General features: G+C 66.3%; 20 protein-coding genes. 10 read left to right on the top strand and 10 right to left on the bottom strand.

Annotated features, from left to right (window positions below):
• Positions 1 to 15 precede the first annotated feature (15 nt).
• Together ACNO8X_RS12400 and ACNO8X_RS12395 are read right to left on the bottom strand one after the other, a co-directional pair.
• Positions 16 to 531 carry a hypothetical protein gene (locus ACNO8X_RS12400; RefSeq protein WP_418005522.1) on the bottom strand — a complete coding sequence of 172 codons (516 nt, stop codon included), beginning with the start codon at positions 529 to 531 and terminating at the stop codon, positions 16 to 18.
• An 834-nt stretch (positions 532 to 1,365) separates the two neighbouring features.
• The gene (locus tag ACNO8X_RS12395) at positions 1,366 to 1,974 is read right to left on the bottom strand and encodes a TetR/AcrR family transcriptional regulator (protein ID WP_418005521.1); all 609 of its coding nucleotides are present in this window, start codon (positions 1,972 to 1,974) and stop codon (positions 1,366 to 1,368) included.
• 44 nt (positions 1,975 to 2,018) lie between these two features.
• On the opposite strand from ACNO8X_RS12395, the gene ACNO8X_RS12390 reads away from it, so the two are divergent.
• Both ACNO8X_RS12390 and ACNO8X_RS12385 read left to right on the top strand, forming a co-directional pair.
• The gene (locus ACNO8X_RS12390) at positions 2,019 to 3,176 is read left to right on the top strand and encodes a phosphotransferase family protein (RefSeq protein WP_418005520.1); all 1,158 of its coding nucleotides are present in this window, start codon (positions 2,019 to 2,021) and stop codon (positions 3,174 to 3,176) included.
• Positions 3,177 to 4,292, top strand: a complete 1,116-nt coding sequence (locus tag ACNO8X_RS12385; RefSeq protein WP_260940614.1) for a hypothetical protein — start codon at positions 3,177 to 3,179, stop codon at positions 4,290 to 4,292. It begins immediately after the preceding gene.
• A gap of 141 nt (positions 4,293 to 4,433) precedes the next feature.
• Here ACNO8X_RS12385 and ACNO8X_RS12380 read toward each other — a convergent pair whose 3' ends face one another.
• Both ACNO8X_RS12380 and ACNO8X_RS12375 read right to left on the bottom strand, forming a co-directional pair.
• Positions 4,434 to 4,616, bottom strand: coding sequence for a hypothetical protein (locus ACNO8X_RS12380; RefSeq protein WP_418005519.1), 183 nt, complete (start codon positions 4,614 to 4,616; stop codon positions 4,434 to 4,436).
• A gap of 140 nt (positions 4,617 to 4,756) precedes the next feature.
• Positions 4,757 to 6,229: an acetyl-CoA acetyltransferase gene (locus ACNO8X_RS12375; protein ID WP_418005518.1), complete on the bottom strand. Its 1,473-nt coding sequence runs from the start codon at positions 6,227 to 6,229 to the stop codon at positions 4,757 to 4,759.
• Positions 6,230 to 6,422: 193 nt separating this feature from the next.
• Here ACNO8X_RS12375 and ACNO8X_RS12370 point away from each other — a divergent pair, with 193 nt between their 5' ends.
• From ACNO8X_RS12370 to ACNO8X_RS12350, 5 genes are all read left to right on the top strand, one after another.
• A complete protein-coding gene (locus tag ACNO8X_RS12370; protein WP_418005517.1) occupies positions 6,423 to 7,526 on the top strand; it encodes an acyl-CoA dehydrogenase family protein in 1,104 nt (367 codons plus the stop codon).
• A gap of 1 nt (position 7,527) precedes the next feature.
• Entirely contained in the window at positions 7,528 to 8,721 is a 1,194-nt protein-coding gene (locus ACNO8X_RS12365; RefSeq protein WP_418005516.1) for an acyl-CoA dehydrogenase family protein, read from the top strand.
• 5 nt (positions 8,722 to 8,726) lie between these two features.
• Positions 8,727 to 11,111, top strand: coding sequence for a CoA transferase (locus ACNO8X_RS12360; protein WP_418005515.1), 2,385 nt, complete (start codon positions 8,727 to 8,729; stop codon positions 11,109 to 11,111).
• An 11-nt stretch (positions 11,112 to 11,122) separates the two neighbouring features.
• Entirely contained in the window at positions 11,123 to 12,034 is a 912-nt protein-coding gene (locus ACNO8X_RS12355; RefSeq protein ID WP_418005514.1) for a LysR family transcriptional regulator, read from the top strand.
• A gap of 82 nt (positions 12,035 to 12,116) precedes the next feature.
• Positions 12,117 to 12,455, top strand: a complete 339-nt coding sequence (locus ACNO8X_RS12350; RefSeq protein ID WP_043400193.1) for an MmcQ/YjbR family DNA-binding protein — start codon at positions 12,117 to 12,119, stop codon at positions 12,453 to 12,455.
• A 10-nt stretch (positions 12,456 to 12,465) separates the two neighbouring features.
• Here ACNO8X_RS12350 and ACNO8X_RS12345 read toward each other — a convergent pair whose 3' ends face one another.
• The 3 genes from ACNO8X_RS12345 to ACNO8X_RS12335 are packed head-to-tail and all read right to left on the bottom strand — an operon-like array spanning position 12,466 to position 16,098.
• Entirely contained in the window at positions 12,466 to 13,935 is a 1,470-nt protein-coding gene (locus ACNO8X_RS12345; protein ID WP_418005513.1) for a flavin-containing monooxygenase, read from the bottom strand.
• A 55-nt stretch (positions 13,936 to 13,990) separates the two neighbouring features.
• A complete protein-coding gene (locus ACNO8X_RS12340) occupies positions 13,991 to 14,947 on the bottom strand; it encodes an alpha/beta fold hydrolase (protein WP_418005512.1) in 957 nt (318 codons plus the stop codon).
• A gap of 59 nt (positions 14,948 to 15,006) precedes the next feature.
• Positions 15,007 to 16,098 (bottom strand): NAD(P)-dependent alcohol dehydrogenase, encoded by a 1,092-nt coding sequence (locus ACNO8X_RS12335; protein WP_418005511.1) that lies wholly within the window; start codon positions 16,096 to 16,098, stop codon positions 15,007 to 15,009.
• Between the two features lie 45 nt (positions 16,099 to 16,143).
• On the opposite strand from ACNO8X_RS12335, the gene ACNO8X_RS12330 reads away from it, so the two are divergent.
• Complete coding sequence (locus ACNO8X_RS12330; RefSeq protein ID WP_418005510.1) at positions 16,144 to 17,115, top strand: NADPH:quinone oxidoreductase family protein; 972 nt, start codon at positions 16,144 to 16,146, stop codon at positions 17,113 to 17,115.
• On the opposite strand, the gene ACNO8X_RS12325 is transcribed toward ACNO8X_RS12330, so the two are convergent.
• From ACNO8X_RS12325 to ACNO8X_RS12315, 3 genes are all read right to left on the bottom strand, one after another.
• A complete protein-coding gene (locus tag ACNO8X_RS12325; RefSeq protein WP_418005509.1) occupies positions 17,102 to 18,715 on the bottom strand; it encodes a CocE/NonD family hydrolase in 1,614 nt (537 codons plus the stop codon). The two genes, ACNO8X_RS12330 and ACNO8X_RS12325, sit on opposite strands and share 14 nt — an antisense overlap.
• A 177-nt stretch (positions 18,716 to 18,892) precedes the next feature.
• On the bottom strand, positions 18,893 to 20,722 hold the full coding sequence (locus ACNO8X_RS12320) for an acyl-CoA dehydrogenase (RefSeq protein ID WP_418005508.1): 1,830 nt from the start codon (positions 20,720 to 20,722) through the stop codon (positions 18,893 to 18,895).
• A gap of 143 nt (positions 20,723 to 20,865) precedes the next feature.
• On the bottom strand, positions 20,866 to 22,320 hold the full coding sequence (locus tag ACNO8X_RS12315) for an aldehyde dehydrogenase family protein (RefSeq protein ID WP_418005507.1): 1,455 nt from the start codon (positions 22,318 to 22,320) through the stop codon (positions 20,866 to 20,868).
• Between the two features lie 134 nt (positions 22,321 to 22,454).
• On the opposite strand from ACNO8X_RS12315, the gene ACNO8X_RS12310 reads away from it, so the two are divergent.
• Both ACNO8X_RS12310 and ACNO8X_RS12305 read left to right on the top strand, forming a co-directional pair.
• Entirely contained in the window at positions 22,455 to 23,114 is a 660-nt protein-coding gene (locus ACNO8X_RS12310) for a cysteine hydrolase family protein (protein WP_418005506.1), read from the top strand.
• 62 nt (positions 23,115 to 23,176) lie between these two features.
• Positions 23,177 to 23,911, top strand: coding sequence for a sulfite exporter TauE/SafE family protein (locus ACNO8X_RS12305; protein ID WP_418005505.1), 735 nt, complete (start codon positions 23,177 to 23,179; stop codon positions 23,909 to 23,911).
• Positions 23,912 to 23,969: the final 58 nt, after the last annotated feature.

The following is a 23,969-nucleotide window of genomic DNA, read 5'->3' as shown; positions in this document are numbered from 1 at the left end:
TCGTTACCGCGAGAGTCATCCCCACCGAGCGACTGTGTTACGCAGCGTGTAGGTGTGCCAGGCATCTCCGCGAAGCAGCAGTGTCATTTCGCTGGGACCTGAGGTCGGATAGGTGACGGCAGGATCGTCGAAACAGATGGCGTCGACGTCGTTGCCCACGAACACACTGACGCCAACCACACCCGTTGGGCCAACCAGCAATTGACGGTCGGGGTTGCGGCGATCGCCGATGGCCAATAGCCCGCTGGCGATGTTCAGTTGGCCATCAAACTTTCGGACGCCGAGTCCGCCGGTGTCCGAGCCGGAGAGGACCCGAACCCGAATCCCCCGGCCCACGACGTCGCACTCATGGGCACGCGTGGTCTGCACCCACAGTGCGCGCTGCACGGTCGCGGCCTCGCAGTCGATTTCGGTGGTTACGAAGGCACGGGCACCCGAAATCTCCTTCGCCCCAGCATCTTCAATGACGATGAAGCCGCCGTCGGGTGCGATCGTGATGTCGCACAGCAGCTTGTTCGTTGCTGTTCGCACAGCCAAGACTCCTCTTTCCGTAGCCAACATATGGCAGTTGCATTCCCGGGCGGACTCGATCCGTAGTGGGGTTCGACCGCGAGCGCGCCCCCAAAGCCCGGCGACGGTTGATGCCGGTCAGTCCACCCACGGGTCGTCGGCGAAGTACAGTCCGGGATCCTGCGAAATTCCCCGGTCAGCTGCCGTTTCTCCCGGTTTGCGAGTGGCAGTCGTGATCGTCGTCCAGAACAGCATTGGTATTGATGCGAGGCAACGCAGGACCCGCTGCATGTCACGACACATATTGCGCATCGGGATCGATCATCGCGGCAGCGGTCCCTTTCCTGTCTGAAGGCCAGTCACACACTGGCCGAAATCGATAGCGCGGCCCCAAATTCGAGAAGTCGTTCCATCTCGGCCTGGCCATCGTCTCGGGTGATACTTCGGCCATCGACATCAGCTCCTGGATGGCCCCAATGCCCGCGGCGCGAGCGTCACCTCCGCCGGCGAGAAATCCTCCATGACCACATCCCCCTGTCCCACAGACCTACCCGTACAGCCGTCAGCGATGACGAGTGTGTGCAAGGTGTAGTCGGGATCCAGCCGCAAAACCGAACAGTGATCTAGCCCACAACGGGTGACAGTTCTGACGAGACCTGCGCAAAGGCATGGACAGCGAGTGCACTCAGCAGTGGGAATCGCCGTCCTGCACGCGGGCTTTTGCTGTCCACGTCATGGTGACGGTGGAGCAGCAACGGTTCTCGTGGCCATTGCAAGGAGCGTCAACGCGCCTCCCCGGCCAGGATTCAATTCCGTTGCATAAGCCTGGGTGCGAAGCGGGAGCTCGCCAACAGGTCAAACCCCGTTGATCACACCGTGCGTGACGATGGCCGCCGTCTCGTCGACCCACAGCTCGCCGAGCTCGCTCTCCGGATGCAACAGCATCCGTAACATCGTTGCGCCACCGATGATTTCGATGAGCCGCTCGGGCTTGACGTCAGCCTGCACCTCGCCGCGCTCGATGCCGTGCTCGAGCCGGACCCGCACCACGTCGAACAGACCGTGGAAGCGCGCGACGACCCGCGCGTTGAGTTCTTCGTCTGCGCTCATGTCCGCCATCAACCCGGGTAGCGCCGCTCGTACGGCGGGGCTGGTGAACACGTCGCGGGCCGCGGCGATCATGGCGCGGATGTCGCCGACGATGTCCCCCTCGGGGGTGTCCAGCGCGGACGGGGTCGTCGGGAACGCCGCCTCGTGCACCAACTCAGCTTTGCTCGACCAGCGGCGGTACAGCGCCGTCTTCGTCGTACCTGCACGTTCGGCGATGGCCGCCATCGTCAGATTGGCGTAGCCGACTTCGGGCAGCAGCTCGGCGGCGGCCGTCAACACCGCGGCATCGATCCGTCGGTCGCGAGGCCGCCCAGCGCCAGAGGGCTTGTCAACCGGTTGCAGGTCTGATTTCATAACGCTACGCATCGTATCGTAATTATCTCGGGAAGGAAGGCTCCGTGCCGAACCAACCGGCGGAAGGCTCCGTCACGGTCGAAACGAACGTCGACCATATTCAGCGCTCCAGCCGCGACGTGACAACAGTTCCGGACATCCTGTCACAGTGGCTGTCCACTGTGATGGAAGGTGGCATCAAGCCCGACATCACCGTGGAGAGCGGTGTCGACTCCAACGGAATGTCTTCCGAGACAATCATTCTCACGGGCCGCTGGACCGAGGACGGCACGCCGGTGGAGCAGAAGTGGGTCGCGCGGGTCGCGCCGACGACCGAGGACGTTCCCGTCTTCTCCTCCTACCGCCTGGACCACCAGTTCGACGTCATGCGCCTGGCCGGCGAACTCACCGACGTCCCGGTCCCCCGGGTCCGCTGGCTGGAGAACACCGGCGAGGTTCTCGGCTCGCCGTTCTTCCTGATGGACTGTGTCGACGGCGTGGTCCCGCCGGACGTGATGCCCTACACCTTCGGCGGCAACTGGTTCGCCGACGCCACCGAAGAGCAGCAGCGCACCCTGCAGGACAGCACCGTCGAGGCCATCGCCAAACTGCACTCGGTCCCCGACGCCGACAAAACCTTCAGCTTCCTCCAGGAGATCGATCCCCCAGGCGACACCGCGCTGCGCCGCCACTTCGGCTGGCTCAAGGACTGGTATCAGTACGCGGCCGCGGGCCTCGGCCGCTCCCCACTGGTCGAGCGCGCCCTCGTCTGGCTGGAGGAGAACTTCCCCGATGACGTCGCGGCGTCGGAATCCGTTCTGGTGTGGGGTGATTCGCGCATCGGCAACGTGATGTACCAGGACTTCCGCCCTTCCGCGGTACTGGACTGGGAGATGGCCACGGTCGGTCCCCGCGAGTTCGACGTCTCGTGGATCATCTTCGCGCACAAGGTGTTCCAAGAGCTGTGCGGCCTGGCCGGGCTGCCCGGCCTGCCGGACGTGCTGCGCGAAGAGGACGTGCGCGCGACCTACAAGAAGTTCACCGGCGTCGAGGTCGGCGACCTGCACTGGTTCTACATCTACTCCGCCGTCGTTTGGTGCTGTGTGTTCATGCGCACCGGCCACCGTCGCGTCCACTTCGGCGAGATGGAACAGCCCGACGATCTCGAGTCCCTCTTCTACCACAAGTCACTGCTGGAGAAGCTCCTGGAAGGAACCGCCTAAATGCTCGGCCCCATGGACGAATATCCGATCCACCAGGTCCCGCAGCCGATCGCCTGGCCCGGATCCAGCGACCGGAACTTCTACGACCGCTGCTACTTCAACGCCCACGACCGCACCGGCGACATCTTCGTCATCACCGGCATGGGCTACTACCCCAACCTGGGGGTGAAGGACGCCTACTTCCTCGTGCGCCGCGGCGACACCCAGACCGCCGTCCACCTGTCCGACGCCATCGACCAGGACCGGCTGAACCAGCACGTCGTGGGCTACCGCATCGAGGTCACCGAGCCGCTGCACAAGGTGCGCATCGTGCTCGACGAGACCGAGGGCATCGCCGCCGATCTGACGTGGAACGGTCTGTTCGACGTTGTGCAGGAGCAGCCGCACATCATGCGGCAGGGCAACCGGGTCTCGCTGAATGCGCAACGCTTCGCCCAATTGGGTTCCTGGAGCGGCTCTCTCGTCATCGACGGCGAGGAAATCAAGGTCAGCCCGGACACGTGGATCGGTTCGCGCGACCGGTCCTGGGGCATCCGCCCCGTCGGCGAGGCCGAGCCAGCCGGCCGCCCGGCCGACCCGCCGTTCGAGGGCATGTGGTGGCTGTACGTGCCGATCGCGTTCGAGGAATTCTCGCTCGTCATGATCATCCAGGAAGCCCCTGACGGCTTCCGGTCGCTCAACGACTGCACCCGCGTCTGGAAGGACGGCCGGGTCGAGCAGCTGGGCTGGCCGCGCGTGAAGATCCACTACGTCTCAGGCACCCGCATCCCCACCGGTGCCACCATCGAGGCGACGGCGCTGGACGGTTCCCCGATCCGCTTCGACGTGGAATCCAAGCTGCCGGTGCCGATTCACGTGGGCGGCGGCTACGGCGGCGACGCCGACTGGCTGCACGGCACGTGGAAGGGCGAGAAGTTCACCGAGCGACTCACCTACAACATGACCGACCCCGGCATCATCGCCCGCTCCGGCTTCGGCGTCATCGACCACGTCGGTCGTGCCGTATGCCATGAAGGCACCAAGCCGCCGGCCGAAGGCTGGGGCCTGTTCGAGCACGGTGCGCTCGGCCGGCACGATCCGTCGGGCTTCGCGGACTGGCTGACCGTGGCCCCCTAGTCCTGCTCCCTGGCAAGTAGACAGAAATGTCCCTGACACGCCGTTGTGTCGGGGACATTTCTGTCTACTTGCGCCCGGCGGCCTACCCAGAGGAGGCAACCAGCACGATTCACCAGGGTCACACCGTCAGGCGAAAACGACTCAGAGACGCCACATTTCGCGTTCGGTGGCGGCCTGTTCGAATGCCTTGTGGCGGAAAGTCTCCGGCTGACGCACTTTCGCCGCCAGATGCATCCGGGCCACGAACGCGGCGGTCTTGTCCGACCACCAGTGCATCGCGGCCGCGGCGGGGTGGAAGCCAACAGAAGCAGAGTTGGTCGCCATCGCGGTATCCCTTCACGAACTCCGACAATGCTTTTGAGATCGCACTTCCTCGGCGACGGGCAACGTCGGCATCAGTGCTCAAATTCAGCGACTGAGGTCGTCGATCTATTCCCTGCGGCAAGCCGGTGTTCGCTGTGGGCTTACTCCAGCCCGGCGGTGCCGTCCGGCTTGACGGTCACGGTGGCGCCGGCAAGGTCCTCGCGGGTGCTGGCCTCGGCTTGCGACGAATCGGTGATCACGGCGAGCGCCCGGCCACCGCTGGGCGTGCGGACGGCGACGAACACCTTCTCGGGAGCTCCGTCACGGGTCACCGGCGTCGTCCACGTCTCGACGGTCCCGGTGCCCGACCAGTCGGCCTCGGCAGTGACGGTCGGCTCTGCATCGACCTCGGATTGCACGTCTTCCCAACGGAATTCGTGTGTCGGTGGCTGCGTGCTGTAGACGCCGAAGCTGTGTTTGGTCAGGTATCCGCCGTTGGCCGTGATCAGGCCCACCTGGCCGGGATTGGCAGCCAACCGTTCGGCCATGGTGGCGATCGAATGCGAGACGTAGTTGTTCCACGGGCCACCGGCGAACGTCAGGCCGCCGGTGACCGTCAGCGGCCGCTGTGGGTCATCCAAGCCAAGGCCCAATTCACGTGCCGCCACCTGCACCGCTGACGGGAAGCACGAGTACACGTCCACCGCGTCGATGTCGTCGATACCGAGCCCGGTCAGCTCCAGCACCCGGCGGCCCGCGATCCGGATCGCCGGCGACCCCGAGAAACTCGCCCGCTCCCCGATCAGATAGGTGTCATGCGCGTCGGTGCCCGCGTACGGAAAGACCCACCGCTCTTTCGGGATCTGTAATGCCTCGGCCCTGCCCACCGACGTCAGGAGCAGCGCCGCGCCCTGGTCGACCATGTTGTTGGAGTTCATCAGCTTCGTGTACGGCCAGCTGATCATCCGGTTGTCCGGACCGGGCTGCCAAATCTGTTCCGCGGAAACTGCTTCCCGGCTCCAGGCGTGCGGATTGCCTTCCGCCACTTGGCTGAACCGCGACCACAGCTCACCGATCCGGCGCCGGTGCTCCTCCGGTGCCTCCCCCGCGGCGATCCGCAGAGCCTGCTCGAACATCGGGTACACGTGCGACGGCGCTACCAGGCCGATCCGGAGTTCGGCGGGACCGGCCATGGTGAACTCGGGATCGGTGGGTGCCAGCGGCACCGAGTCGGCCTGCTCGGTTCCGGCCAGACGTTCACCGCGCGCCTTCAACCGCGTCCGGGTACGCCAGGTCTCACCGCCGGCGATCAACACCACCTCGTTGCGGCCCTGCTGAATGTCCAGGCAGGCCCGGTTCACCAACAACTGCGGCACGTTGCCGCCGATCGGGGTGTACCGCGTGACGGCATCGGGTGCGCCGATGCGCTGCGCCAGCAGCAGACCGGGATCGCGGTATCGCACCGACAGCAGGTTGACGATCCGCACGGCGTCGACCGCCGCGAGAACACGGGCATCGGCCGCCTCCCGCGCCGCGGCCTCCATCAAGTCCACCGGCTCGCCACCCGGGTTCTCGTCGTACTGGTTGACCTGGCCGTAGCCGACGAGCACCGGGGTCCTGGGATCAAGAGGCATACGTCCACCTTGGCGGCATCGGACCTGCGCTGTAAACGACGAGCACGGAAACCCGCACATGAGCGTTCGGGACATCCAGTCGCCCGCCAGTGCCGCAGATGTCCCCAATGGAAACGTGCAGGTGTCGCACAATGCGATTTACAGGGCGGCGCCGTCCACGTTGCATAGACCTGACATGCAGAAGGGTGACCACATGACGATGAGCGTGGCCGAACGCGCCGAACTCGCCGCGGCCGTGAAAGACCTGCTCGGCGAGCATTGCACCGAAGCCCACGTGCGCCGGGTGATGGGCACCGACGACGGCTTCGATCGCGACCTCTGGCACAAGCTGGCCGCGCAGGGCGTGGCAGGTCTGATCGTCGACCCCGAATACGGCGGCGTCGGGTTGGGGGCACAGGAGTTGGAGGCGGTCGCCGAGGTCACCGGCGCGGCCTTGTTGCCCGCCCCGTTCCTGTCCAGCGCGGTTTTCACCACGGCATTGATTCAGGCCGCCGGCACTGACGATGACAAGGCCCGGTTCCTCCCGGCTCTGGCAGCGGGAGCCTCGATCGGAACCGTCGCGGCTACTGGGGTCCGTGGCACGTGGGCGCCCGACGGTGTTGCGGTTCAGGCAGTTCAGCACGACACGGACTACCGGCTGACGGGCGACGCGCACTACGTACTGGACGGCCAGATCGCCGACGTCCTCATCGTCGTGGCGAAGACCGATCACGGCATCGCGATATTCGAAGTCGCCCCGGACGCACCCGGCTTCGACCGCACCGCCGCAACAGTTTTCGATCCCACCGTCCGGCTGTCGACGTACACCTTCAGTCAGACCCCGGCCCGCCGCATCGGCACCAGCGGCTGGGCTGCCGTCGAGCACGCGTTGTCACTCACGGTCATTGCCCTGGCCGGCGAACAGGTCGGTGGCGCCCGCCGCCTCTTCGACATCACCGTCGAATACCTCAAGACCCGAATCCAATTCGGGCGGCCCATCGGCAGCTTCCAAGCGATCAAGCACATGGCCGCTGATCTGTTGCTGGAAGTCGAATCCGCCACGTCAGCCGCGCAGCACGCCGCGGCACAATTCGACGCCGACCCGGTCGGCGCGGACGGCCCGGTCGCCCTGGCCGGATTCGCTTGTGCGGAGGCCTATCACACCACGGCCATGCAGGCGATCCAGATGCATGGCGGCATCGGCTTCACCTGGGAGCACCCCGCCCATCTGTTCCTGCGCCGAGCTCGCACCGGCCGTCAACTATTCGGCAGTTCGCGTGATCACCGTGAGCGCTACCTGGCATCGAAGGGGGCCTGATATGAGCACCACCGCGTCGAACCCAGACGACCTACGCGCCGAGGTGCGCGACTGGCTTGCCCAGAACTGGACCGCGCTGCCGCCATCGGACGATCCCTGGATCAGCTCACCCGAGGAAATCGCCTGGCGCGAAAAGGTTCTCGATGCCGGATACGCAGTTCCCACGTATCCGGCCGACTGGTTCGGCCGTGGGTACCCGAGCAAACTCGCGGCGGTGATCCAGCAGGAGTTCCGCGCCGTCAAGGCCCCCGGCGCCTGCCAGGACAAGCACAACATCCCGGCCAACACGCTGTTCGCGTTCGGTTCCGACGAACTGAAACACGAACTGCTGCGCGACTTTCTGACCGGAGCGGCCCGCACCTGCCTGCTCTACAGCGAGCCCGGCGCCGGATCCGACCTGGCCGGGGTGAGCACCACGGCGGTGCGTGACGGCGACCGCTGGGTGGTCAACGGCCAGAAGGTGTGGACCTCCGGTGCGGCGACATCGGAGTACGGCCTGTTGATCGCACGCACCGACTGGGATGTGCCCAAGCACAAGGGCATCAGCTACTTCGTCATCCCGATGCGCCAGCCGGGCATCGAGGTACGGCCGCTGGTCCAGATCACCGGCGAAGCGCACTTCAACGAGGTGTTCATCTCCGATGCCGGTGTGCCCAACGCGAATCTCATTGGCGGAGAGGGCAATGGCTGGCGAGTATTGCAGACCGCACTCGCCTATGAACGGTCCATCATGGGCGACGGCGGACGCGGGTCACGCAACAAGTCGAAGGCCGACAGCCTCGTCGAGCTGGCTCGCGAGCACGGACGCCTCGACGACGCCGCGCTGCGGGAGAAGCTGGCGAATGTGCTGGCGCTGCGGGAACTCAACCGGCTCAACAATCTTCGCGCCAAGGCGGCCACCAGCCAGGGCACGTCGAGTTCGATCATGTCCCTCGGCAAGCTCGCGATGTCGCGCATCCTGCACTCCGAGGCTGCGTTGAAGACCGACATCATCGGGACCGAATCGCTGCTGGCAGGTCCAGACAACCCCGAGGCCGATGACGTGAACTTTCTGTCGCTCAACGCGTTCTTCACCTCGATCGGCGGTGGCACCGACCAAATTCAGCGCACCATCATCGGCGAACGCGTATTGGGCCTGGCGAAAGAACCCGAGACCGACCGCGACATCCCGTTCCGCCAGGCGCGACGCAGTTGACGACCATGGCCTACGACCCGCCCCTGGCCGGGGTCGAGATTCTCGATCTGACGGCGGGACCCATCACCGCCGTCGGCCGGCTACTGGCCGACCTCGGTGCCCGCGTCACCGCGGTGAACCTGGCCGGAGTGACCGCAGACGACACTGTCGGCCCGAACATCGACGGGGTGCCGATCGGTACGGCCATCAACCGCCATGGCGTCCCGACGGTCGAGGTCGATGCGTCGACACCGGCCGGACAGCAGTCATGGGTGACGATGTTGGCCGCTGCTGACATCCTCATCGAGAACACGCGTCCGGGGTCTGCAGCCGAAGAGTCCCTGGCGGTCAAGCAGATTCACGCTGACCATCCGTCGTTGGTCATCCTATCCATCAGCGACTTCGGCCGCGATACGCACTATCGCGGCTGGCAGGCCACCACACCTGTGCTGCACGCGTTGACCAGTGAGCTGTCCAGGTCGGGTATTCCGGGACGGGCCCCGCTGGTGCCGCCGAGTGCGGACCTGCCCTATCACGTCGCCGCAGCCCAGGCCGCCGTCTTCACCCTCTGTGTTTTTCTGGATCGGTTGCGCACGGGCACAGGCGATCTCATCGATTTCTCCGTGCTGGAGGGAGCGATGCAGACCCTCGACCCACCGTTCGGGACGGCGGGCAGCGCGGCGGCGGGCGTGCCCATCAGCGAACAACAGCGGGACTGGGTCGCCGAGCAGCAGCGCTATCCGATCATCAAATGCAAGGACGGCCACGTCCGCATGTGTGTGTTGGCAAAACGCCAGTGGCAGGGCATGTTCGAGTGGATGGGGCGCCCGGAAGAGTTCGCCGACCCGAAGTTCAACAGCCTCCGCGAGCGCTTCGCGTCCGCGACGTTGTTCGGGGCCATCGAGCAATTCTGTTCGGACAAGACGCGCGCGGATCTCGAGCTCGCGGGACAACGGCACGGTGTTCCGACGGCTGCGGTGCTCAGCCTGGCCGAGGCGCTGTCCACGGAACAGGTTGCCGCGCGCGGATTCTTCCGCGAGACGGAGCTCGCCCCCGGCCTGACGGCACCGGTGCCGGTCGGCGTCGTCGAGGTCGACGGGCGCCGGGCCAGCAGCCTCAACATCGACGCATCGCAACACCAGCGGCTTCGCGACGCACCCATGCTCACCGAGCGCGACCGCGCCGGTCTCGGACTCCCGCTGGAGGGTCTGCGCGTATTGGACCTCGGCGTCATCGTCGTCGGCAGCGACACCGGCCGGCTGTTCGCCGATCTCGGCGCCGACGTCGTCAAGATCGAGAACTCCGCCTTCCCCGACGGGCTGCGCATCAGCCTCACGCGCATGACGCAGGCCTATGCCGCCGGCCACCGGAACAAGCGGTCGATCGGCATCGACCTCCGGTCCGACGAAGGCCGGGCGCTGGCCCATCAGCTGGTAGCGCAGTCGGACGTCGTCCTGAGTAACTTCAAACCCGGTGTGGCAGCGGCACTCGGCATGGACTTCGCCGCGCTGCAGCAGATCAATCCGGGCATCGTGGTCGTCGACAGCTCGGCCTACGGACCCACCGGACCCTGGGCGAAACGACTCGGCTACGGACCGTTGGTTCGCGCCGCGGCGGGCTTCACCAGTTTGTGGACATACCCGGATGACCCAGATGCCTTCTGCGACACCGTCACGGTGTACCCCGACCACGTGGCCGCGCGGATCGGCGCGTTGAGTGCGGTCGCGCTGCTGCTGCGCCGCGAACGCAGCGGCAGCGGTGGATCGGCGAGCATCGCACAAGCGGAGGTGATGCTCAGTCACCTGGCCGACGACATCGCCGGCGAGGTGCTCACGAGCCGCGGTCATGCTCCCGAAGACCAGCCGGCTCACGACGCGCCCTGGGGCCTGTTTCCCGGTGCCGGCGACGACACCTGGATCGCGGTGACGGTCCGCGACGATGCCGACTGGTCGGCCTTGTGCGCGGTGATCGACCGGCCCGACCTCGGCGCCGACGTAGAGCTCCGTTCCCCGGCCGGGCGGCACCGCCAACGCGCGCGGCTCGATGAGGCACTCAGTGCGTGGACGTCCCGGCGCACACCGGCGGACGCGATGGCGCAACTACAGGCAGCGGGCGTCCCGGCGGGGGCTGTGCTGCACGCCGCGGAGGTCCCCACCTGGGACTACTACGTGGAGCGCCGGGCGTTCCGCGAGGAACTGCATCCGCACGGGGCCGCACCGTTCATGATGGAGAACGTGCAAATCCATGCTGACCTCATCCCCGATCCCCTGCTGGGGCAGGCGCCCCTGCTCGGGGAGCAGACCCGCGAGGTCGCAGCCGAACTCCTCGGCTTGGCCCACGAGAAGATCGAAGAACTGATCGCGCGGGGCGTTCTCGAAGTACCTGCGGCAGCGGCACATTCGGGACGGTAACCGACACCCGTATGGAAATCGATTTCACCCGGCTTCGCTACTTCGTCGCTGTCGCGGAAGAGCTGCACTTCAAACGCGCCGCCGACCGGTTGATGATCACCCCTCCTCCGCTCAGTAAGCAGATCAAACTGCTGGAGCGGGAATTGGGCGGCGAGCTGTTCGAGCGGACGTACCACGAAGTCCGTCTGACGCCGTTGGGGGCACAGCTGCTGGAACCGGCACGCGACATCCTGCGGCGGGTCGAGGAGCTGAAGTCCACAGCGTCTCGAATCACGCAGGCCAACAACCCGATTCGCATCGGGGCGACCGCTTATGCACCGTCGGACTTCACGGCCAGGTTCGAGCAGGCGGTGGCCGGCCTGGCGATGCCCACCGAGTTCAGCGTGCCCGGGTCAGCGGCCGAGGTCATCGCCAAACTGGTTTCCGGGCATCTCGAGCTGGGCCTGATCCACCTGCCGTCCGCCGACAAACGCATCCGGCACCGGGTGGTGGCCACCTATCCGGGCGCGGCTGCGGTGCGGTTCGACGATCCGTTGGCCGCCAATGACACCATCGCGATCGAGGACCTGCGTGACCGCGACGTGGTGATCGACTTCGCGCGGCCCAATCCCGTCGTGCTGGCACAGATGACTAGGGGCCTCAACGCGCGGGGCGTCACCCGCATCGTGCGGGCCGTCAGCCAACTGGGCGGCGAACTGGAAATGGCCAGCCACGTGTTCAACCGGTATCTCGTCGCGCTGGTCAGCTATGCGCCGGCCTCGACGCTCGGCCGAATCTTCTCGCCGCCCGAGTTCAAGCTGATCCCCATCGACGAAAGCACGTGGGCGCCGGCCAAGATCGCGCTGGCCTGGGCACCGGATCGGTTGAGCAACCGCGCCGAGATCGAGACGATCGTCGAGCAGCTCGCTATTGCCCTCTCGTAGGCCCTGAGTACCTGTCACCGCACAGCGGTAGGCTGCCTCGACGATCAAACTTCACCAAGGTGGCCCCGGAAGGTTCGATACCGTGCTCGACGCCGACGATGTGCGCCGCATCGCGCTGTCCCTCCCCGAGACCACCGAGAAGGAGCGTTGGGGTCATCCCACGTTCGACGTGGCGCGCAAGATGTTCGTCACCGTGCCCGACGATGAGACCTCTTTCGCGGTGCGCTGCCCCAGATTTGACCGCGAAGAGTTGATCGCCGCAGAACCACACAAATTCTGGGTGCCGCGGCACGAGGCGGCGTCGTCCTGGGTTCGGGTTCGGCTCGATGCCCTCGATGATGTCCAGGAACTGACCGACATCCTCCTCGACTCCTGGCGGCTGGCAGCCCCGGGCAGACTCACCGAGCCCGGGGAATCCTGATCAGGACGGGTCAGACCCGCTGCCTCACCCGGCCGAAGACCATGGACTCTTCGATCCGGTCGAAGCGGTGGTCGATGACGTCGAGCACGTAGTTGTGCCGCACGTGCCACGGCCGATGAGTACCCGACTTGGGCAGCGCGTGTGGGTTGCGGTTGATGTAGCCGGCGTCGAGGTCGAAGGTCTTCTTCTCGGCCATCGGTGCCGCGCCCAGATGCGGGTACGCGTGGGTGTAGCCGTGAGTGTCCATGTACTCCACCAGCTTTGCGAATGCTCGCGCCGTCATATCGGCACGCAGGGTCCATGACGCATTCGTGTAGCCCAGGCACCAGGCCATGTTGGGTACGTCCTCGAGCAGGAACTCCTTGTAGACGAACCGGTCGGACGGAGTGATCGGGTCACCGTCGACTGCCAGGGAGATGCCGCCGAGAGCCTGCAACTCCAGCCCCGTCGCGGTCACGATGATGTCGGCATCAACGCGCGCACCGGATTTCAGCACGATGCCGGTCGCGTCGACATGGTCGATGTGGTCGGTGACGACCTCGGCGCGACCGTCACCGATGGCCGTGAAGATATCCCGGTCGAGCACGGCGCAGAGGCGTTGATCCCACGGGTCGTACTTCGGGTTGAAGTGCACGTCGACCGGGTAGCCCTCCGGCAGTGCGGCCATGGCGCGGCTGCGGATGAGCCGTCGCCCGCCCTTCGGGAACTTCCGGAGCAGGTTGTAGCTGAGCACCCCGATGAGCACGTTGCGGAACCAGACGATGCGGTGGGCAAGCTTGCCCGGCAACAGCTTCCGGATGAAGTTGACCATCGGGTCGATCTGCCACTGCGACATCAGGTAGGTGGGCGACCGCTGCAGCATCGTCACCTTCGCGGCGGTCGTCGCCATCGCGGGTACCAGGCTGACGGCAGTCGCGCCGCTGCCGATCACCACCACCTTCTTGCCGGTGTAATCCAGTGATTCCGGCCAGAACTGCGGGTGGACGACGTCGCCGGCGAAGTTGTCGATGCCGGGGAAATCAGGGGTGTACCCCTGGTCGTAGTTGTAATAACCGGTGCCGCAGAACAGGAATCGGGCACGGTAGGACCTGACTTGGCCGTCCTGCACGGTCTGCACCGTCCAGGTGTCGGTCTCCGAATCCCAATTGGCCGACTGGACATGGGTGTTGAAGGTGATGTGACGGTCGATGCCGTGGGTGTGCGCCGCGGTGGTCAGGTACTCGCGGATGTGGTCGCCGTCGGCGATGTTCTCCGGTCTGGTCCACGGCTGGTACGGGAAGCTCAGCGTGAAAATGTCGCTGTCCGAACGAATTCCCGGATAGCGGAACAGATCCCAGGTGCCGCCGATGCGCGTCCGCCGCTCGAGGATCGCGTACGTCAGCTGCGGGTTGCGTTGGTGCAGCCGGTACGCGGCACCGATGCCGGAGATACCGGCGCCGATGATCAGCACATCGAGGAACTCGCCGTCGCTGCCCGTCATGAGTCTCCCTTGATCAAATCCGGTACCGCCGGTTTCACCTTAGGACATCACGGTCCTAGGCCGTCGAGCTGTGGGCCGACCCGACAAGCAGCGCCCGCAAATGCTGATTGACCTCGTCGGGACGCTCCAGGTTCGCGCAGTGCCCGCCGCCCAATTCGACGAACGACCAGAGATTCGGCACGTTCCTGGCGATCCGGCGGGACGCCGCGATAGGCAACAGCCGATCCTTGGTGCTGCCGATGACCAGCGTCGGCACCGTCAGGCTGTCGAGGCCGATGTGATGAGCATCGAGGTTGTCCACGAGCGCGTTGACCCACCCGCTGCGGCCGGCGGCAGACGTGCCCATGAACAGTTCGTAGACGTAGTCGGCGACCGCGGGGTCGGCGTCACGACCGACCGCGATCATGGCGACGAACTGGCGCGCCGCCTTGCGTGAACCCGGCACCAACGGGGCCCCGCCGAAGGTCTTGAGGATGCGGCCGGCCGCGTAGGCCCGGGATTTCGCCAGTGAGTTCGGGACCTGCGCCAGTTGAACCAGCTTCAGCAGGTCCCCGGTGGTGGTGTTGATCAGGGCGACGGCGTCCGCGCACTCGGTTACGCGCTGTGGGTAGCGCTGCGCCCAGGATGTGATGGCGATGCCGCCCATCGAATGCCCGGCGATGACGGCCCGCTCCCCTGGCCTGAGGGTCGCGCTCAACACCGCGTCGAGGTCGGCCGCGAGAAAGTCGAGGTTGTACTTGTGGCGGCCTTTGGGAGCTGCGCTCTGCCCGTGCCCGCGGTGGTCGTAGGCAATGACGCGGTAATCGGTCGCCAGGTCAGCGATCTGGTTACCCCATACGCCGATGGCGCAGGTGATGCCGTGGGCGAAGACGATCGGCTGCCCATGCTCAGGACCGAAAACCTCGGCGTGCAGTCGGGTCCCGTCGACAGCTGCGATCTCCAGCGAACGGCCTGGTGGCAGGGCTGCGGGACGTCCCGGTTTGACCAATTGGGGCTGATTGAAGACGGTCATACTGCTCCATTCGGGTTCGGCGACGTTGCCGGCGGGACATCCCGTACCAGCGAGCCTACCTAAATAACCAGCACAGGTTTGACTGCGCGACCGGCCGCGGCGTCCGACCAGGCGTCGGCGAAGCGGTCGAACTGGTATGTCCGTACCAGTTTGTCGACGGGCAACTCGCCCCGAAGGACGTGCCCGGCCAGCCGCGGGATGAAGCTGTGCGGCTCGCTGTCGCCTTCGATGACGCCCTGCACCCGCAGCCCGTTGGCCAGGATCAGACCGACGGGCAGCTCCGCGGTCAGCGCGCCCAGCCCGACGAGCGCGAGGCTGCCGCACTTGCGCAGCAGCGTCAGCGCGGTGCTGATGACCTCACTGCGCGCAGTGGTGTCGACGGCCAGGGTCGCCCCACCCCCGGTGAGTTCCGTGATCTCGGCCGGCAGGGTCTCCGAAGCCGAGTCGACGGCGCCAGTGGCACCCAATTCGATTGCCAGCGAACGCCGTTCGGCAATCGGGTCGACGGCGATGATCGCGCGGCACCCGGCGATCCGGGCACCCATCACCGCCGACAGACCCACCGCGCCGGCGCCCCACACCACCAGCGTGTCGGCCGGTCCCGCTGCCAACGTGTTCAGCACCGCGCCGACCCCGGTCTGCACACTGCAGGCCAGCGGCGCCGCCAGCTGTGCGTCGATGCCGTCCGGCAGGACCACGACGTTGGACGTGTTGGCCAGCGCGTGGGTGGCGAAGCTGGACTGCCCGAAAAATCCACCCCGAACCGGGCGACCGTCCAGCCGCAGCGCGCTCGTCTCGTCACCGCGGTCGCCCGCCATGTTCAGGCGGGTGGCGTTGTCGCAGTATGCGGGCGTGTCGGACGAGCACGCAGCGCACTGCGAGCAGCTGGCGAAGGTCAGGACGACCTGCCGACCGACGTCGATGCGGGCGTCCGGGCCCGCGGCCAGGACGGTGCCGGCGCCTTCGTGGCCGAACACCATGGGCAGTCGCTTCTCCGGCCAGCGTGCTGCCGTGCTGATGTCGGTATGGCAGATACCGACCGCATTGATGCCGACCAGCACCTCGTTGCCCTGCGGCTCGCGAATCTGAACGTCGGCCAGTTCGGGGGCCGAACCCGGGCGAAGCAATACCGCGGCACGTGCATCGATCATGCCGGGATGTTAGATGGTGACATCCTGCGACGAATTGAGGACACCATGCGCGCCATTCAGATCGCCCGGTTGGACGGCCCGTCAGCAGCCGGACTGAACGAGATTCCCGAACCCGACGCCGCCGGCGCCGTGGTGATCGAGGTGCACGCGGCCGGTGTCGCCTTCCCCGACGCGCTGCAGTCCCGCGGTCTCTATCAGCACAAGCCCGAGCTGCCCTATACCCCCGGCGCCGAGCTCGCTGGTGTGGTGCGCAGCGCGCCCGAAGGCGCGCATGTGGCGGCCGGAGACCGGGTGGCGGCCTTGACGATGCTGTCCGGCGCCATGGCCGAAGTCGTTGCACTACCGGCTGATCGGGTCTTCAAGCTGCCAGACACGGTGTCGTTCGAAGCCGGCGCCGGATTGCTGTTCAACGACCTGACGGTGCACTGCGCGCTGCGCACCCGCGGCCGCCTGGCTCCCGGCGAGACGGTGCTGGTCCACGGCGCCGCCGGCGGCATCGGCACGTCGACCCTGCGGCTGGCCCCGGCGTTCGGGGCGGCCCGCACCATCGCGGTGGTGAGCTCCGCGGACAAGGCCGAAATCGCGCGCGCTGCAGGTGCTTCCGACGTCGTGCTGGCCGACGGCTTCAAGGACGCGGTGCGCGAGCTGACCGGCGGGCGGGGCGTCGATCTGATCCTGGACCCGGTGGGCGGCGACCGGTTCACCGATTCCCTTCGATCGCTGGCACCGGGCGGCCGGCTGCTGGTGGTGGGGTTCACCGGCGGCGATATCCCGACGGTCAAGGTCAATCGATTGCTGCTCAACAACGTCGACGCGGTAGGTGTCGGCTGGGGCGCGTGGGCCATGACCCACCCCGGCTATCTCGCCGAACAGTGGGCCGAGCTGGAGCCGCTGCTGGCGTCCGGCGCGGTGGTCCCGCCGGCGCCCGAGGTGTATCCGCTGGAGCGGGCCGCGGACGCCATCGCATCGCTGGAAAACCGTTCCGCCAAGGGCAAAGTGGTGGTCAGGGTCCGCTGACCGGCAGCACCAACCTGGACTGCCCGCCGTCGCCGTGCGCGACGGTGTGCAGCGACGGCACCATCCGGGTCGCCGTTGCCAGCGGATCACCGGTGCCCAGATTGCGTGCGTACCGCGGGAAACAGCCACCGGCGATCAGCAGCCGGATCCGGTGGCCGGCCGCGAATCGGTATGCGGTCGCGTCGAGTTCCAGGCGGAGCAACGCCTCGGGGGCGTCGGCCGCGGTGAGCCGCAGGTATCCGTCGGTGACGTTGGTCGAATGCCCATCGGGCGCAACGTCACTGATCCGCACGAACACGTCGGCGTGCGGGTTGTCGGTGCGATGGTCCAGATCGACGTATGGCGTTCCGATGACGTCGACGTCAGCCGCCAACACGGGACCGGTGAACGACAGCACATCGGATCGCTCGGCCAGCTCGGTGTCGTCGATGTAGCCGGACTTGCCGGAAACCAGAAGGCGCCCACCGATACTCGGCGTCGGGTCGGCCGGGTCATAGACAAACGTGGACGACGCCCCAGTGTCCGGCGGAGCGTCTGCGAGGGCGCCACCAGGGTGCAGGTGCCACACCCGTTCGGCCGCCGGCGGCGGCCACTCCTGCATCTCGAGCCAGTCACCGCCGGCAACGCAGATCCGCACCGGGGCCGCGGCGCGGCGTGATCCGTCCAACCACAGCACGGATTCTTTGATGGCTTCGGTGCCGCCCGACCCGTGGGTCCACGGCCCCACGGTCAGCGCCACCTCGACGCCACGGGCCCGTAGCCGCCGGTACTGCTCCAGGGTCTGGTCCACGAATACGTCCTGCCACCCGGTGATCAGCAGCACTGGGCCGCGCAGATTGTCGAGGGCTGCCGCGACACCGTTCTCCGCCCAGTACGGCGATGACGGATCCGGCTGTTCGAGCCATGCGTTGAACCACGGCGTACGGCCGCCCAGCAGTTCAGCCGCGGCCGGATCGAGCGGCAGGGTCTCCACGACCGGCCTGAGGGTTCGGGGCGTCGCCATGCCGCGGAGGATCTGACGGATCCAGCCGCCACGGTGCTGCCAGGCCACCTGGTAGCTCCAACCCAGGAAGTCACCGAGCGCGAATGATCCTGTGCTCCAAACTGAATGGCCGAAATCGTGCGGCGCCATGGTGATCACCGAGGTGGTCAGGTCAGCAGGTTGGTCTACGAGCAGCGCCAGCTGGGTGAAGCCGAGGTAGGACGCGCCGACGGTGGCGAATTCTCCTGCATACCACGGTTGTTCACGCAACCACTGGACCGTGTCGGCACCGTCGTCGACCTCGTGCCGACCTGGCTCGAACGCACCGTCGGACCCGAAGGTCCCGCGCGTGCTCTGCAGCACGACATGGAAGCCCTGCCCCGCGTACAACCCCGCGAACACCCGGTTGGGCAGCCCGTCACGACCGTACGGACCCCGCATCAGCAACGTGCCGGCCGGCTTGCGGACCCGCGGCGCGTAGTGATCGGCCAACAGGACGGCGCCGTCGCGCATGGGTACCGGAAGCGAACGCTCCACCCGGAAGCTCTTGGCGCGCGGCAAACCCAAGCGGCGGGTCAGTGCGCGGGCACCGAGCCACGCCAGGGTGTCGCGTCGCATGTCGCAATCTCCTCGTCCGGTCGTGGGTCTGGGACCATTTTCCACGGCAGCAGCACATCCACAGCAATTCAGGGCCGGAACTGTGATCGGATCGACGGGGCAGGAAGCCCGGCGCGCGCGGGCTAGCGATTTGTGCACGATTTTCCGCGGCGGGCGCGCAAAATCGTGCACAAATCGCTAAAAAGCGGCGTTCTCCACTTCCATGACGTCGGTGTCCAGCGTCTCGATCACCTCACGCACCGAGGACAGCAGCGGCAGCATGTTCTTGGCGAAGAACTTCGCCACCGCGATCTTGCCGGTGTAGAACGCGTGGTCGCGTTCGGTGGCACCGGCGAGCGCCGCCTGGGCGATCTGCGCAGCGAGGATCAACCGCCAGCCGATCATCAGATCGCCGACCGCGAGCAGGAAACGCACCGACCCCAGGCCCACCTTGTACAGCTGCTCGGGGTCGCCTTGGGCGGCCATGAGGTAACCGGTCAATGCGGCGGCCATCGCCTGCACATCCACCAGAGCCGTTGCCAGCCTGTCGGTTTCAGCCTTGAAGTCCGGTCCGGCAGCCTCGATGGTGGCCGTGATCTGGTTCGACACGTGAGCCAGGGCCGAGCCTTGATCCCGGATGATCTTGCGGAAGAAGAAGTCCAGCGACTGGATGGCCGTGGTGCCCTCGTACAGCGCGTCGATGCGTGCGTCGCGGATGTACTGCTCGATCGGATAGTCCTGCAGGAACCCGGACCCGCCGAGGGTCTGCAGTGATTCGGAGAGCATCTCGTAGGCGCGCTCGGAGCCGACGCCTTTCACGATGGGCAGCAGCAGGTCGTTCACCCGGTGCGCCAGATCGGGGTCAGCGCCCGAAACCAGTTGCGCGACATCAGAATTCTGATAGGCGGCGGTGTACAGGTAGACCGAGCGCAGCCCTTCGGCGTACGCCTTCTGCGTCATCAGGCTGCGCCGCACGTCGGGGTGTTCGATGATCGCGACGCGCGGCGCGGTCTTGTCCGCCATGTGGGTGAGGTCGGCGCCCTGAATACGTTCCTTGGCGTAGGCCAGCGCGTTGAGGTAGCCGGTGGACAACGTGCCGGCAGCCTTGACTCCGACCGTCATTCGCGCGTTCTCGATGACCTTGAACATCTGCGCGATGCCGTTGTGCACGCCGCCGACCAGATACCCGATGGCGGGCTTTCCGTGGGCGCCGAACGTCAGCTCGCAGGTGGGTGAGGATTTGATGCCCATCTTGTGTTCCAGGCCGGTGACGTACACACCGTTGCGCTCGCCGAGTTCGAGCGTCTCGGGGTCGAACAGGAAGTTGGGCACGAAGAACAGGCTCAGGCCCTTGGTTCCCGGGCCCGCGCCTTCTGGGCGGGCCAGCACCAGGTGGAAGACGTTCTCGGCGGTGTCACCGACGTCGCCGCCGGAGATGAAGCGCTTGACGCCCTCGATGTGCCAGGTGCCGTCCTCCTGAGCGATGGCTTTGGCTCGTCCCGCGCCGACGTCGGATCCGGCGTCCGGCTCGGTCAGCACCATGGTGCCCGCCCAGCCCTTGTCCATCGCCAGCTGCGCCCAGTGCTGCTGCTCTTCGGTACCGACCTCGGCCAGGGTGTGGGCCATCGCCGGCCCGAGGCCGTACAGAAAGGTTGCCGACGGGTTGGCCGAGATGAGCATCTCCTGGATCGCCCACACCAGCGCCGCCGGCGCAGCCGTCCCACCGGCGCGCTCGTCGAGGCCCAGACGCCACCACTCCGCCTCCTTGACCACCCGGACGGTCTTGGCGAGCTCCTCTGACACCGTGATCCGGTGCTCGTCGGGCAGGAACACCGGCGGGTTGCGGTCTGCGTCGACAAACGACTCTGCGACAACGCCTTCCGCGAGTCGCGAGACCTCGTCGAGCATCGAACGGGCAGTGTCGGTATCGAGGTCGCCGTAGCCGCCCGTGTCCAGGGCCGCACCGAGCGGCAGCACTTCGAACAGATTGAATTCGATATCGCGCAGGTTGGCGATGTAGTGGCTCACACGAGTCAGGATCCGCGCCGCGCCGCAAGGTACGCAACCGTAGGTTTGATCAACCTACGGTTACGCACCCGAAGGGTGCGAGGTCACACCGCGTCGTGACCTCCGTCACAACGCACCCCATAGGGGCACAAATCCCGGAGTGACTACAGCTGGACGATGACGCTTTTGTTCTTCAGGTAGGCATCGAGCCCTTCGCGACCGAACTCCTGGCCCCAGCCGGACTGCTTGTATCCACCGAAGGGCACGTCGTGGTCAAAGACCAACTGGCAGTTGACCTGAACGCTGCCGGCCTGCAGCCGCTTGACGATGCGGTGCGCCCGGCTGACATTGGTGGTCCACGCGGTGGCCGCGAGGCCGTAGCTGGTGTCGTTGGCCATCGCAACGGCCTCGTCTTCGGTGTCGAACGGCAGGATGCTCACGACCGGCCCGAAGATCTCCTGCTGGTACAGGCGCATTCCGGGATCGACGTTGGTCAGCACCGTCGGGTGCACGAAGTAGCCCTTGCGGTCCAGTCGGTAGCCGCCGGCGACGATCTCGACACCGTCGTTCTTGCCTTCGTCGATGAAGCTCAAGACCCGCCCCAGTTGCTTGGCACTGATCAGCGGGCCGCTCATCACACCTTCTTCGTCCGGCCCGCCGTACTTCATGAAGTTGGCGACACCCGCGATGCCCTCGACCACCTGATCGTAGACGCCGCGCTGCACGAAAATCCTTGAGCCGCAGACACATCCTTGGCCGGAGTGAATGAAGATTCCCATGGCCGCGCCGAAGATCGCCTTGTCCAGGTCAGCGTCGTCGAAGATCAGCACCGGCGACTTGCCGCCAAGTTCCAGCATGACCTTCTTCAGGTTGCCCGCCGACGCCTTGACGATCTCCTTGCCGACTTCGGTCGAACCCGTGAAGGCGACCTTCTCGACGTCGGGATGCGCTGTGATGGCGGCGCCCGCGGTGTGGCCGTACCCGGTGATCAGGTTGATGACGCCCTCGGGGACGCCGGCTTCGTGGATCAGCCGGTCCAGCAGCAGGGCCGAAAGAGGCGTCTCCTCAGCTGGTTTCACCAGACTGCTACAGCCTGCGGCCAGGGCAGGGGCGATCTTGGCGCAGGCGTTGAAGATCGGCCCGTTCCACGGGAAGATCAGGCCGACCACGCCGTAGGGTTCGCGCAGCGTGTAGCCGTGCTGGTCGACATAGGCGTCGGAGGCGATGCCGCTGGTGCGGATGTCATAGGCGGTGCCGTTGATCTTGGAACACCAGCCGGCGTAATAGCGGAAGAACTCGGCGCAGGTCGGGACCACCAGCTCGGACTGCATCTTCATCATGCCCGTGTTGGCCGAGTCGATCGCCGCGAAGTCGGCGGCGTGCTCGTCGATCAGGTCGGCGATGCGCCACAGGATCTTGGCCCGCTCGCGGCCGGGCATGCCGGACCAGACACCGGACTCGAAGGACGACTTGGCGCGGGCGACCGCCTCGTCGACGAACTCAGGGCCGCAATCAGTGAATTCCCCGATCTGCTCCTCGCTCACCGGATCGATGATCGGGATGAGATCACCCGTGCCTGGGCGCTTCTGGATGTCCTCCAAGACCGACTGCAGCGTCATCGCGTGCCTCTCATCGTCAGCGACGCGCGCCCCGGGGTGAGCGCGCAACAAATGCTGTGCAGTTGCTTAGTATTGCCGTCGGCGGGTCGTCAAGAGTGGCTCACGACAGCCGTTTGTCTGGAAAGATCGGGATTGTGTCTGCCGGCCACGACTACACCTCCCCTGACCTGGCACGCAGCGCCCTGGTGCTGATCGACGTGCAGAACGATTTCGTCTCGGGGCCGTCGCAGGTCGACGGCACCGCCGAACACCTGCCCGCGATGGCGCGACTACTCGAGGCGTTCCGCGCGGCGCACCGACCGATCGTGCACATAGTGCGGCTGTACGTCCCCGGCGGCAGCGACGCCGACCCGCCGCGTCGGGCCATGGTCGAATCCGGCCGGCAGATCGCCGCACCGCACACCGACGGCGCTGCCGTGCCCACAGAACTGCTGGCCCACCCCTTGGACTACGACTCGCTGCTGGCAGGCGGTACCCAATACGTCGCGGCGGGCGAGGTCGTCATGTTCAAACCGCGGTGGTCGGCGTTCTACCGCACCTCGCTCGATGAGCATCTGCGCGACCTCGCGGTGAACACCGTCGTGGTGGCGGGCTGCAATCTGCCGAACTGTCCGCGCGCCACCCTGTTCGACGCCTCCGAGCGTGACTACCGCGCGGCGCTGGTCACCGACGCCACCTCTCAGGTGACACCGGAGCGGTTGGCCGACCTGGCGCTCATCGGCGTAGCGAGGCTGAGCACCGCCGATATCGAGCAGTTCTTCCAGGCCGGTGCGACGGCCGCGTCGGCCCAGTGAAGAATTCAGTGCGTGAGACCGCACAGTAAGACGCACCCCTGACCGCCCTCGCGATCACCGCGGTGCTGCTGGCCGGCGTCGCCGCGGGAGTGATCAATGCGGTCGTCGGATCCGGCAGCCTCATCACCTTCCCCGTGCTGATGGCCGTCGGCTACCCGCCACTGGTGGCCAACATGTCCAACTCCGTCGGGCTGGTACCCGGCAACTTCACCGGCGCCTACGGGTACCGGCATGAGCTCGGTGGCCAGGGCGCCCGCATCGTCCGACTCGGTGCGGTATCGCTGGTCGGAGCGATTGTCGGCGCGGTGCTGCTGCTCGAACTTCCACCGGGCGCGTTCACCGCGGTGGTGCCGTGGCTGATCCTGCTGGCCGGCGTGCTCGTGTTGGTGCAGCCCCTGTTGCGCCGCGCGCTCGACGCGCGACGCGGCACCGAACGGACTACCGACCATGCGGTGCCGCTGTATCTGGGCATCTTCGGGTGCGCGGTGTACGGCGGCTATTTCGGTGCGGCGCAAGGCATCATCATGATGGCCCTGTTCGGACTGTTCGTGTCGGAAGACCTGCAGCGGCTCAACGGCGTCAAGAACATCTCTGTGGGACTGGTCAATTCGGTCGCGGCCATCATCTTCATCGTCGTCGGCCAGGTGGCCTGGCTACCGGCGCTACTGTTGGCCGTCGGCTCCACGATCGGTGGCTACATCGGGGCAAAGATCGGACGGCGTCTGCCGCCCAACGCCTTACGCGCCTGCATCGTGGTGGTGAGCGTCGTGGCGTTCACGGTGATGATGCTGAGGTAGCGAGCGGCCAGCAGCTTGACGACGATCAACACCCACCACCAGTCCTGCGGAAGTTTCA

Source organism: Mycobacterium sp. PDNC021 (assembly GCF_048282635.1).
Classification (GTDB): Bacteria; Actinomycetota; Actinomycetes; order Mycobacteriales; family Mycobacteriaceae; genus Mycobacterium; species Mycobacterium llatzerense.
Note: the sequence above shows the minus strand (reverse complement) of the source record. Positions and strands in the feature narration are given on the sequence as shown.

Excerpts from the sequence above, each read along its gene's own strand:
- ACNO8X_RS12315 (WP_418005507.1), bottom strand. The coding sequence starts at position 22,320 with ATGACGCTGCAGTCGGTCTTGGAGGACATCCAGAAGCGCCCAGGCACG.
- ACNO8X_RS12365 (WP_418005516.1), top strand. The coding sequence starts at position 7,528 with ATGAGCACCACCGCGTCGAACCCAGACGACCTACGCGCCGAGGTGCGC.
- ACNO8X_RS12355 (WP_418005514.1), top strand. The coding sequence starts at position 11,123 with ATGGAAATCGATTTCACCCGGCTTCGCTACTTCGTCGCTGTCGCGGAA.
- ACNO8X_RS12370 (WP_418005517.1), top strand. The coding sequence starts at position 6,423 with ATGACGATGAGCGTGGCCGAACGCGCCGAACTCGCCGCGGCCGTGAAA.
- ACNO8X_RS12375 (WP_418005518.1), bottom strand. The coding sequence starts at position 6,229 with ATGCCTCTTGATCCCAGGACCCCGGTGCTCGTCGGCTACGGCCAGGTC.
- ACNO8X_RS12360 (WP_418005515.1), top strand. The coding sequence starts at position 8,727 with ATGGCCTACGACCCGCCCCTGGCCGGGGTCGAGATTCTCGATCTGACG.
- ACNO8X_RS12385 (WP_260940614.1), top strand. The coding sequence starts at position 3,177 with ATGCTCGGCCCCATGGACGAATATCCGATCCACCAGGTCCCGCAGCCG.
- ACNO8X_RS12345 (WP_418005513.1), bottom strand. The coding sequence starts at position 13,935 with ATGACGGGCAGCGACGGCGAGTTCCTCGATGTGCTGATCATCGGCGCC.
- ACNO8X_RS12380 (WP_418005519.1), bottom strand. The coding sequence starts at position 4,616 with ATGGCGACCAACTCTGCTTCTGTTGGCTTCCACCCCGCCGCGGCCGCG.
- ACNO8X_RS12325 (WP_418005509.1), bottom strand. The coding sequence starts at position 18,715 with ATGCGACGCGACACCCTGGCGTGGCTCGGTGCCCGCGCACTGACCCGC.
- ACNO8X_RS12335 (WP_418005511.1), bottom strand. The coding sequence starts at position 16,098 with ATGATCGATGCACGTGCCGCGGTATTGCTTCGCCCGGGTTCGGCCCCC.
- ACNO8X_RS12395 (WP_418005521.1), bottom strand. The coding sequence starts at position 1,974 with ATGAAATCAGACCTGCAACCGGTTGACAAGCCCTCTGGCGCTGGGCGG.
- ACNO8X_RS12340 (WP_418005512.1), bottom strand. The coding sequence starts at position 14,947 with ATGACCGTCTTCAATCAGCCCCAATTGGTCAAACCGGGACGTCCCGCA.
- ACNO8X_RS12330 (WP_418005510.1), top strand. The coding sequence starts at position 16,144 with ATGCGCGCCATTCAGATCGCCCGGTTGGACGGCCCGTCAGCAGCCGGA.